The organism is Xanthobacter autotrophicus, assembly GCF_030015065.1.
GTDB classification, from domain to species: domain Bacteria; phylum Pseudomonadota; class Alphaproteobacteria; order Rhizobiales; family Xanthobacteraceae; genus Xanthobacter; species Xanthobacter autotrophicus_D.
Window position 1 is genome coordinate 1 of sequence record NZ_JAIVFN010000139.1, and the last position, 10081, is coordinate 10081.

The window sequence follows — 10081 nt, forward strand, 5'->3', positions numbered from 1 at the left end:
GGTTGGGAGGGGGCAGCGTGGCCGACGCTGGCGCACACCGTCCGGCGTGGGCGCAATCAAGGTCCCCGGCTGCCCGCCGGTGCGGCGGGCGCGGGGGCCGCACCGCCTCCCTCTTCAGGAGCCTTCGCCCATGATGGCCGCCTTCCTCGCCATCGTCCGGCGCGATCTTGCCCTGTCCCTCGGCTCCGGCGGCGGGGCGGGGCTGGGCGTGGTGTTCTTCCTCAGCGTCGTCACCGTGATGCCGTTCGCGGTGGGGCCGGATCTGGTGCTGCTCGCCCGAATCGGCCCGGCCATCCTGTGGATCGGCGCCCTGCTGGCGAGCCTCATCGGCCTGGAGCGGCTGTTCGCCGCCGATGCCGAGGACGGCTCCCTCGACGCCATGATCCTCTCGGCGCTGCCGCTGGAACTGGCGGCGGCGGCCAAGGGCCTGGCCCACTGGCTTGCCACCGGCCTGCCGCTGGTGCTCGCCGCCCCGGTGCTGGCGCTGATGCTCAACCTGGAGCCCGCCGCCATCGGCGCGGTGGTGCTGACGCTTCTGGCAGGCACCCCCGCCGTCACCTTCCTCGGCCTCGTGGGGGCGGCGTTCGCCGGTGCGTTCCGCCGCGGCGGGCTGCTGATCGCGGTGCTGGTCATACCCCTTGCCATCCCGGTGCTGATCTTCGCCGTGTCGGCGACCCAGGCGGCGGTGACCGGGCCGGTGCCGTTCGGCACCCCCTTCCGGGTGCTGCTGGGGCTGACCCTGTTCGCGCTGGTGCTGGGGCCGGTGGCGGCGGCGGCGGCGCTGCGGGCGGCGCGGGCCTGAGGGGCGTTCCTGGGCTGGCGCGCGGCGGCCGGTCTATTCCGCGGCGCTGCTGACGGGCGAAAGCTCGGCTTCCAGCTCCGCGAGCTGCTGGCGCGTGGCGTCCGTCGCGGCGCGCTCGATGGCACGGTAGGCTGCGACCACTTCATGGCCGAGGGGGGTGAGCTGGGTGCCGCCGCCCTGCTTGCCGCCGGTGCGCGGGGTGACGAGCGGGCCGGTGAAGAGGCCGTTCATCTCCTCCACCAGTTCCCAGGCGCGGCGATAGGACATGTCCATGGCGCGCCCGGCGGCCGAAATGGAGCCGAGCGCCTCGATCTTCTCCAGAAGCTCGATCTTGCCGGGTCCGATTCGCTTGGGCCCGAGGTCGATTCTCACGCTGAGCGAGGCCATGACAAACCTGAAGCGGAGCCGCTCTTGGGCAGGCGGCGCGGGGCGATGGTTCAAGTCTAGCAGGCGCGCCTGATGCTGTCGCGCGGGGCGCAAAGACAGTTCGGCCCCGGGCACGGGGTGCGTGTCCGGGGCCTCCGTTCGACATGCCACGAGAGAGGGGATGGGGAGCCAGGCAAGAAAAAAGGGCCGCCCCCGGGAGGTGGGCGACCCGAGAGCTCAGTTGAACCGCGCGGTCTTCGCCGCTTTCGCCTCCTGCGTGCGGGGCAGGGCCGCCTCTGCCGCCGCCAGCGACTTCAGCTGCGGCCCGGCCAGGGCGAAGGACACCTCGAAGCCATCGGGTGTCGAAAGGGTGAGGATGAGGGTCTCCGGATCTGACGCCTGCTCGATGCGCACCATGTGGGCGGGATAGACGAGGCGCAGGCTGTCATCCTTGTGCCGCGCGCGCAGCACCTCGGTCATCATCTTGGGCAGGGTCATCACCAGGGCCTGAAGGCAGTCCGACGGCAGGTTGAGCGCCGTGGCGCTGCCGTCGGGCCGGCTGAAGCTCATGCGGAAGCGGCTGCCGTCCACCGCCACGTCGAAGGCGAGGAGGTCCTCGCCCATGATGTCGTCCCGCTCCATGAAGGGGCCTCCCGCCGTGGCGACTGCATTTAAGCTATATTCAATCAGATATAGCGTAAGTCAAGCGGGTGACGATCGGGTGGCTTTTACCGGCGCTTGCGCCGATCGGTGGTGGCGTCCAGCAGGATGCCGCGGGTGAGGGCGCCGCGGCCGAATCGGGCGCGCAGGTCGTCCATGGCGCTTTCCGTCGCCTTCAGGCGCTCCGTCGAGGTGTCCACGAGGTCGGCGGGGTCGGCATCGGCGATGGGGCAGAGGTCCGAGACGCCGACGCCGATGAGGCGGAACAAGGTGCCGTCCACCTCCTTCGCCAGCAGGTCCCGCGCCGCCCCGTTGATGCGCGCGGCGAGACAGGTGGGCGCCTCCAGCGTGCGCGAGCGGGTGCGCAGGCGGAAGTCGGCGGTCTTCAGCTTCAGCGTAATGGAGCGCCCGGCGATGCCGGCGTGCTTCAGGCGCTCGCTCACCTCTTCCGAGAGGGCGTAGAGGGTCTGCTCCAGCGGGCGCAGGGCGCCGATATCGCGCTCGAAGGTGGTCTCCGCCGAGACGCTTTTCGCCTCCCGCTCCGGCTCCACGCGGCGGCGATCGATGCCGAAGGCGAGGCGCGACAGGCGCAGCCCTTCCGTCCCGTAGCGCCGGGCGAGGTCCGCGGGGTCGGCGCGCTGGAGGTCGGCGATGGTGTGGAAGCCGTCCTTCGCCAGCCTGCCGCCGAACGCCGCGCCCACGCCCCAGATGAAGGTGACCGGACGCGGCGCCAGGAAGGCCGCGGCCTCCTGCTGGCCGAGCACGGAGAAGCCGCGCGGCTTGTCGAGGTCGGAGGCGATCTTGGCAAGGAACTTGTTGGCCGCGAGCCCCACCGAGACGGTGATGCCCACCTCCCGCTCCACCGCCCGCGCGAATCGCGCAAGCGTCCGGGCCGGGCTGGCGCCGTGCAGGGCCTGCGTTCCCGAGAGGTCGAGGAAGGCCTCGTCGATGGAGAGCGGCTCCACCAGCGGGGTGAGCTGCTGCATCATGGCCCGCACCTGCCGGCCCACGGTGCGGTATTTCTCCATGTTCGGCTTCACCACCACCGCCTCGGGGCACAGCGCCAGCGCCTTGAACATGGGCATGGCCGAGCGCACGCCCTTGATGCGGGCGATGTAGCAGGCGGTGGCGACCACCCCGCGCTTGCCGCCGCCGATGATCAGCGGCACGTCGGCGAGGCTCGGGTCGTCGCGCTTTTCCACGGCGGCGAAGAAGGCGTCGCAATCCACATGGGCGACGCTGAGGGTGTCCAGCTCGCGATGGCGCGCGAGGCGCGGGCTGCCGCAGGCCGGACAGCGATCCCCCGATGGCGCGGCGGCGAGGCAGTCGCGGCAGAAGCCGGGGGCGCTCATGGCGGCCGTCCCACCCGTGCTGATGTAGTGTGCCCGCAGGTCGTTCTCGCTTCTCCCGATGTAGGGCGCCCGCAGGTCGCTCTTGCTTCTCCTGATGTAGGGCGCGCGCAGGTCGCTCTTGCCTCTCCTGATGTAGAGCGACCGCAGGTCGCTCTACATGGGCCGGCGCACCGTGGCATCGGGGTCCACCGGCGGCACGAGGATTTCGAGGGCGCCCACCACATGCCGGGGGTCGAGCCCCTTCTCGGCGGCGAACGCCACCAGCATGGCCTCGTCGGAAATGAGGAAGGCCAGCACCCCGGCGCCGAAATCGCGCTTGGCCGCCGCCTCGCGCAGGGTGGCCGGGGAGAGGCCGGTTTCGGCGAGGAATCGCACCAGCCGCTCGCCGTCGGCGGCGATGAAGGCGAGGGCGGAGGTCGCCACCTCCTGCGCCGCATCGCGCTGCGCCTTGAGGCCTCTTGGTTTGTCCTGAATGGGCATTTGCGCTTCCGCAAGGAATGGGTCTAGGTGTCACCCCATTCCAGCACGTTCCGCGCGGGCTGCGAAGAGTGGACGGCGCAGAGCGGGCCCGGGGGAAGGCGATGGCCAAGACCGTGATGATCGTGGAGGACAACGAGCTGAACATGAAGCTCTTCCACGATCTGCTCGAGGCCCACGGCTATCGCACGGTGGAGACCCGCTCCGGGGTCGAGGCGGTGGAGCTGGCCCGCGCCCACCGGCCGGACCTCATCATCATGGATATCCAGCTGCCCGAGATTTCCGGCCTCGACGTGACCCGCAAGCTCAAGGCCGACCCGGAGCTGAAGGCCATACCCGTGGTGGCGGTGACTGCCTTCGCCATGAAGGGCGATGAGGAGCGCATCCGCGCCGGGGGCTGCGAGGCCTATCTCTCCAAGCCCATCTCGGTGGCGAAGTTCCTTCAGACGGTGCGCCAGTTCGCCGGCGGGTGAGGGGCCCCCCGCCGGGGCCGCGGCGGAAGATGAGCCGGCGGCCCACCGATTCGGCGGCTTTCGCTTTCGTCGTGATGTGCTAGTCTTTGGTCTTCGGCGAGATAGAAGCGGGAAAGGCACGGTCGGACACGGCCGCTCAGATGGTGTTGCGCCCCGCGCGGCACGCCCTTCCCGCCACAGGACAACCCTGCGGAGTGCTCAGGTCCGCCGCATCTCCTGGGTCCGTGGGGTTTGGCCGGTGGGTGAGCGTTGCGGGAGGCCTCCCCGCTTCCTCCCCACCGGCCAGCCTGTCTTCCCGCCGCCCTGTCTTCCCGCCGCCCTGTCTTCCCGCCGCCCGCTCGCACATGACACGCCCGGCTTCGCCCATGGCTGCCGGCTCCGCCGCGTTCTCGCGGCGAGACGGTGCGCGTGCCGGCCGGCGCCTGCACCGGAAGGCGGGGCATGAAGGCGGGCGGCAGCATCGGGACCGCGCCGGCCGCCGCGCAAAAGAAAAGGGCGCCTGCCGGCGCCCTGGTCAGTCATGATGAAGCTTGAACTTCAATCGCGATGATCGGCCTGACCGCGCGGCGCTGGCGGGTCTCTCACCCGGCGCCGCGGCGCATCACTTGATCTTGGTCTCGCGGAATTCCACGTGCTTGCGCACCACCGGATCGTACTTCTTCAGCACCAGCTTGTCGGTCTTGGTGCGGGAGTTCTTCTTGGTCACATAGAACGTGCCCGTGTCCGCGCTGGACAGGAGCTTGATCTTGATGGTTGCAGCCTTGGCCATGTCTTGATCCCTGGGTGCCGCGTGCGGCGCGCGACCGTCTGGTTTGCGAAAACCGTGAGGTTGCGAAAAGAAAAACGGACGCGCTGCCGGTCCCGGCGGCTCGTGGGCGCGGAAACTCTCCCAAGGCGCCCGAAATGTCAAGGCCGGGGCCGAAACCGGGAAGCCCGGCCCCCCGGTCCCCCGGCCTTAGCGGGCGCGCAGGGCGAGCCGCCCCGCCACCACCGCCGCGTAGAGCACCAGCATGGTGGAGATGACGAAGGCGAAGCCGTAGGGGTTGTAGAGGTCCATGCCCTGCCCGGCCAGGGGCGGGCCGATGATGAGCCCCATGGAATAGAGCATCACGAAGGCCGCATTGGCCGCCGCGAGGTCCGCCCCGTGGAAGCGCTCGCCGAGATGGGCGAGGCCCACCGTGTAGAGCGAGCCCACCACGCCGGTGGCGAGGAAGATCATGGCCAGGAACCAGGGGCTCGACACCGGCACGAACGGCAGGGCGAAGGCGCCGCCCGCGCCCACCACCGAGCAGGCGAACAGCAGGAAGCGCCGGTCCACCTTGTCGCTGACGAGGCCGATGGGGATCTGGAACGCCACGTTGCCCAGCACCGCCGCCGTCAGGAGCAGCGAGGCGCTGGTCTCGGAGAGGCCGAGCCGGAGCCCGTAGAGCGGCAGGAAGGTCATCACCGCCGTCTCGATGGCGCCGAAGACGAGGGCCGCCAGCACCGCGGAGGGCGAGCGCCGCACGAAGGTGAGCACGCCGTGGTGGTCGTCGTCATGGATGCGGGGGGTGATTCCCCGCGCCAGCAGGATGGGGATGGCGCCCGCCGAGAGCACCGCCGCGCCGGCGACGTAGGGTGCCCAGCCCGAGGCGCCGAGCACGCTGAGGATGGCTGGTCCCAGCGCCGCCCCCAACGACAGCGCGGTGGCGTAGACGCCCATGATGAGCCCGCGCCGGTTGGGCGGCGCCAGAGCGTTGATCCAGAACTCGCTGACCGCGAACAGGATGCACAAGGCGGTGCCGAAGGCGAAGCGCAGCGGAAACCACATGAGGAAGGAGGGCGCGGCCTTGAACCCCAGGAGGCTCAGGGCGGCCAGCGCGATGGCGCCCACCAGCAGCGGCCGCAGGCCCACCTTGCGCAGCAGCAGGGGCACGAACGGCGCGGTGAGGATGGTCGCCACCCCGGCCATGGCGGTGTTGACGCCGATCCACTTGCCGGAGATGCCGCGCCCCTCCAGCTCCAGGGCGAGCAGCGGGATGGAAAGGCTGAGGCCGACGCCGACGACGGTGATGGCGGAAATGGCGGCGGCAATGGAGGCCGTGCGGCTCATATGGCCCAGCGGCCGGTCAGGTGCGTGCATAAGCGGGGAATCAATCAAGCAGGGTGCGGACGAAACGCCCGCGTTGCATGGCATAGGAGGGCACGGGCAGATGCGGCCCGAAGCCGGCGTCGATGCGCTGGGCCAGCTCCTCCAGCACCACGCGGGTGACGGTGGGCAGGTCCTGCGCGGCGGTTTCCTCGAAGCTGAGCCAGGCCAGCTCGATCAGTTCCGACTCTTCCCCCACGAGGCCCTTCACCTCGTCGCACACGGCGCGGGCATCGGCGGCGAAGAAGCGGGTGTCGAAGCGCCGCGGCCGGCGCGGCGGGGTGATGGCGCGGGCCACAAAGGTGAGGGCGCCGAGATCGGGAAACACCCCGTGCTCCTCGAAGGCGCGCCAGTCGTCGCAGGGCGCCTGCGGCGTGCCCAGCTCCTTGGTGCCCACCAGCAGTCCGGTCTCCTCGTACATCTCGCGGATGGCGGCGGCGGCAAGGCCGCGGGCGCGGGACAGGGTGGGGCGCTGCACCTTCGTCATCAGGCGCCGCTCGCTGTCGGCGTCGAGCACGCCATAGACCGGCATGGTGCGGTCGGTCTTCTCCAGCCGTCCGCCGGGAAAGACGAAGACGCCGGGCAGGAACTTCAGCTTGGGATGCCGCCGGCCCATCAGCACGCGGGGCTTCCTGCCCTTGCGGTCGATGAGGATGAGGGTGGCGGCGTCGCTCGGGCGGACGTTGGGCCAGTCCTGCCGGCGCTCCGCATTGGTGAGGCGGGTGGCGAAATCGGTCATCGGGAAGGGGCTGTCCTTGGGGCTTCGGTTCGCATCCGGCCTCAGAGGGTCGGCCGGACGGCGCGCACCACGGGCTTCACCCCGTCCGGCGGGGCCTCCCGCTCGGCGCTGTGGGGGTCGAAGCCGTGCATGCGCAGGGCCCATTGCAGGTTCACCAGCATGCCTTTCAGCGGCGGCAGCAGGCCGAGGCAGAGCGCTAGCGTCAAAGGCAGCCACAGGGTCAGGTGCACCCACACCTCCGGACGGTACATCTCCTCCACCAGCACCATCAGCGGCACCACGATGTGGCCCACCAGCAGGATGGTGGCATAAGGCGGGGCGTCGTCCGCGCGGTGGTGGTACAGCTCCTCGTCGCAGCCGGGGCAGTAGGGCGCAACCTTCAGGTAGCTGGAGAACAGTCGTCCGGCGCCGCAGGCGGGGCACAGGCCGCGCGCGCCGCGCAGCAGGGCATCCGGGATCGGACGCGGAGCGGCGGGCGGCTCGACAGGCTCGCGCGTGCCGCCGGCCCCGGGGGAGGCGAGCTTGGTCGTCACCGTCATGGTCGCAGGCGTCGTCACCGTCGAACCCCCATAACCTAAAACGCCCCCCGGGCCCTGAAGCCCCATTCGCGCCGCGATTACGGGCGCGACCGCCCTTTCCCCTGCGGCCCCTTGCCGGAGGGGCCCTTGCCGGACGCACCTGTTCCGGACGCGCCGGCACCGGGCCTGCCGCTTCCGGCATGCCGGCCGGCGGTGCCCGGACGGGCGCCGCCGCGCTTGAGCGGGCCGGGGCGTCCGCGCGGTCCCTTTACATAGGAGCCTTCGGTCAGAAGCTCAAACCGCAGCGCGCCGGCCACCGGCGCCGCCTCCACCAGCCTGACCTCGACCCGGTCGCCGATGCGGTGCATTTCCCCGGTCCGCTCGCCCACCAGGGCCTGCCGGGTCTCGTCGTAGCGGTAATAATCCTGGCCCAGCGTGGCGGCGGGAATGAAGCCGTCCGCGCCGGTGATGTCGAGCGCGACGAAGAGTCCCGCCTTGGTGGCCCCGGTGATGCGGCCGTTGAAGGTGGCGCCGATCTGGTCGGCGAGGTGGTGGGCGATGAGCCGGTCCACCGTCTCGCGCTCGGCCGCCATGGCGCGGCGCTCGGTGACGGAGATGGCGGCGGCCACCTCGGCGAGGGTGGCGGCGGTGGCGTCCTGCGGCAGGCCGTCATGGCCGAAGTCCATGGCGCGCACCAGGCCGCGATGCACCACGAGGTCCGCATAGCGGCGGATCGGCGAGGTGAAATGGGCGTAGCGGCGCAGGTTGAGGCCGAAATGCCCGTAATTTTCGGACGCATATTCCGCCTGGGACTGGCTGCGCAGGATCACCTGGTTGACGAGGGGAGCGGCATCCGTGTCCTTCACCTGCGCGAGGATGCGGTTGAAGTGGGAGGGCCGCACCTGGTCGATCTTGGCCAAGGCGATGTCCAGCGTCTTCAGGAATTCCCGCAGGTTGGAGAGCTTCTCCAGCGAGGGGCCGTCATGGACGCGGTAGATGAGGGGGGTGCGCTTCTCCTCCAGCGTCTCGGCCGCGGCCACGTTGGCGAGGATCATGAACTCCTCGATCAGGCGGTGGGCGTCGAGCCGCTCGGGCACCACCACGCGGTCCACCGTGCCGTCTTCCTTGAGCACGATCTTGCGCTCGGGCAAATCGAGGTCGAGGGGCTGGCGGGCGTCGCGGGCCTTCCTCACGCAGTCATAGGCGGCGTAGAGCGGCTTCAGCACGCCGTTGAGCAGCGGATCGGTCACCTCGTCCGTGCGCCCCTCGATGGCGTTCTGCGCCTGGGCATAGGCGAGCTTGCCCGCCGAGCGCATGAGGATGCGGTGGAACGTGTGGTGGCGCTTCCTCCCGTCGGCGCCGATGACCATGCGCACCGCCAGCGCCGGGCGGTCCTCCTTCGGCCGCAGGGAGCACAGGTCGTTGGAGATGCGCTCCGGCAGCATGGGTACCACGCGGTCCGGGAAATAGACCGAATTGCCGCGCACCAGCGCCTCGCGGTCCAGCGGCGAGCCGGGGCGCACATAGGCCGACACGTCGGCGATGGCCACGGTGACGATGAAGCCGCCTTCATTGTCGGCGTCGGGCACGGCGTGGACGGCGTCGTCGTGGTCCTTGGCGTCGGGCGGGTCGATGGTGACGAGGGGCACGTCGCGCCAGTCCTCGCGGCCGCGCGGGGTGACGGGCCGCGCCGCCTCGGCGTCCTTCAGCACCGCCTCGGGGAAGACGTGGGGGATGGCGTGGGCGTGCAGCGCGATCAGGCTCACCGCCTTCTCGGAGCTGAGGGAGCCGAGCTTCTCCTTCACCCGCGCGGTGGGCAGGCCGAACACGCGCTGGCGCATCAGCTCGATGGTGACGAGGTCGCCGTCCCTGGCCTCGTGCTCGGCGCCGGGGGGCACCTGCAGCTCGCGGCCGAGCTGCTTCTTGTCGATGGGGATGATGCGCCCGCCGCCTTCCCCGCCCGGCGCGGCGCGGAAGATGCCGATGGACTGCCGGCGTGCCTTCTCCAGCACCTTGATGACGCGGCCGACGTGGGGCACCCCATGCTCGATGGAGCCTTCCACGATGCGCAGCAGCACCCGGTCGGAGAGGCCGGGGGCGGGGCCCGCGGCCCGGCGGGGCGTGCCGCGCGGCGCCTGCACCAGGATATGGGGCGCCTCGCCCTGCGCCGCGCTGTCCCATTCCACCGGCACGGCGATAAACTCGCCGTCGCCGTCGCGGGAGACGATGTCGGCCAGCACCACGCCGGGCAGCGCGCCGGGCACGTGCAGGCGGCGCCGGCTGCGCTCCACGGTGCCGGTCTCGGACAGGTCGCGCAAGAGGCTCTTCAGCTCGATTTTCTGCGCTGCGTTGAGGCCGAAGGCGCGGGCGATCTCGCGCTTGCCCACCTCGCCGCTCTGGGTGGCGATGAAGGCGAGCACCTGCTCCTTCGTCGGCATCTCGCCGGTGGCGTGGCGGGCGACCACCAGCGCCTCGGCGCGCGCATGCTCGGCCGCGGCCTGCCTGCGCGCGGCGCGCGACGTGCCGCCGCCTGTTTTGCCGGGGCGGGACTTGGAAGGTCGGGAGG

Annotated in this window: 11 protein-coding genes; 2 read left to right on the forward strand and 9 right to left on the reverse strand. The window is 70.9% G+C overall.

Annotated features, from left to right (window positions below; translation table 11 throughout):
- The first annotated feature begins 133 nt into the window (after nt 1-133).
- A complete protein-coding gene (gene ccmB, locus K9U40_RS20020) occupies nt 134-802 on the forward strand; it encodes a heme exporter protein CcmB (protein ID WP_282891889.1) in 669 nt (222 codons plus the stop codon).
- A 33-nt stretch (nt 803-835) separates the two neighbouring features.
- Here the strand turns inward: ccmB and K9U40_RS20025 are convergent, their stop codons facing one another.
- The 4 genes from K9U40_RS20025 to K9U40_RS20040 all read right to left on the reverse strand — a co-directional run bounded on the left by K9U40_RS20025 (nt 836) and on the right by K9U40_RS20040 (nt 3660).
- Entirely contained in the window at nt 836-1189 is a 354-nt protein-coding gene (locus tag K9U40_RS20025; RefSeq protein ID WP_282891881.1) for a winged helix-turn-helix domain-containing protein, read from the reverse strand.
- A 216-nt stretch (nt 1190-1405) separates the two neighbouring features.
- Complete coding sequence (locus tag K9U40_RS20030) at nt 1406-1810, reverse strand: hypothetical protein (RefSeq protein WP_282891882.1); 405 nt, start codon at nt 1808-1810, stop codon at nt 1406-1408.
- An 86-nt stretch (nt 1811-1896) separates the two neighbouring features.
- Entirely contained in the window at nt 1897-3180 is a 1284-nt protein-coding gene (locus K9U40_RS20035) for a DNA polymerase IV (RefSeq protein ID WP_282891883.1), read from the reverse strand.
- A 153-nt stretch (nt 3181-3333) separates the two neighbouring features.
- Entirely contained in the window at nt 3334-3660 is a 327-nt protein-coding gene (locus K9U40_RS20040) for a DUF3572 domain-containing protein (RefSeq protein ID WP_282891884.1), read from the reverse strand.
- 101 nt (nt 3661-3761) lie between these two features.
- Here K9U40_RS20040 and K9U40_RS20045 point away from each other — a divergent pair, with 101 nt between their 5' ends.
- Nucleotides 3762-4130 carry a response regulator gene (locus K9U40_RS20045; protein WP_041575964.1) on the forward strand — a complete coding sequence of 123 codons (369 nt, stop codon included), beginning with the start codon at nt 3762-3764 and terminating at the stop codon, nt 4128-4130.
- Nucleotides 4131-4731: 601 nt separating this feature from the next.
- Here K9U40_RS20045 and rpmG read toward each other — a convergent pair.
- The 5 genes from rpmG to rnr all read right to left on the reverse strand — a co-directional run bounded on the left by rpmG (nt 4732) and on the right by rnr (nt 9953).
- Nucleotides 4732-4899 (reverse strand): 50S ribosomal protein L33, encoded by a 168-nt coding sequence (rpmG, locus tag K9U40_RS20050; protein ID WP_282891885.1) that lies wholly within the window; start codon nt 4897-4899, stop codon nt 4732-4734.
- Nucleotides 4900-5085: 186 nt separating this feature from the next.
- Nucleotides 5086-6252 (reverse strand): MFS transporter, encoded by a 1167-nt coding sequence (locus K9U40_RS20055; RefSeq protein ID WP_282891886.1) that lies wholly within the window; start codon nt 6250-6252, stop codon nt 5086-5088.
- 10 nt (nt 6253-6262) lie between these two features.
- Nucleotides 6263-6997 (reverse strand): NUDIX hydrolase, encoded by a 735-nt coding sequence (locus K9U40_RS20060; protein WP_282891887.1) that lies wholly within the window; start codon nt 6995-6997, stop codon nt 6263-6265.
- A gap of 41 nt (nt 6998-7038) precedes the next feature.
- The gene (locus tag K9U40_RS20065; RefSeq protein ID WP_282891888.1) at nt 7039-7554 is read right to left on the reverse strand and encodes a DUF983 domain-containing protein; all 516 of its coding nucleotides are present in this window, start codon (nt 7552-7554) and stop codon (nt 7039-7041) included.
- A 59-nt stretch (nt 7555-7613) separates the two neighbouring features.
- Nucleotides 7614-9953: a ribonuclease R gene (gene rnr, locus K9U40_RS20070; RefSeq protein WP_282891890.1), complete on the reverse strand. Its 2340-nt coding sequence runs from the start codon at nt 9951-9953 to the stop codon at nt 7614-7616.
- Nucleotides 9954-10081: the final 128 nt, after the last annotated feature.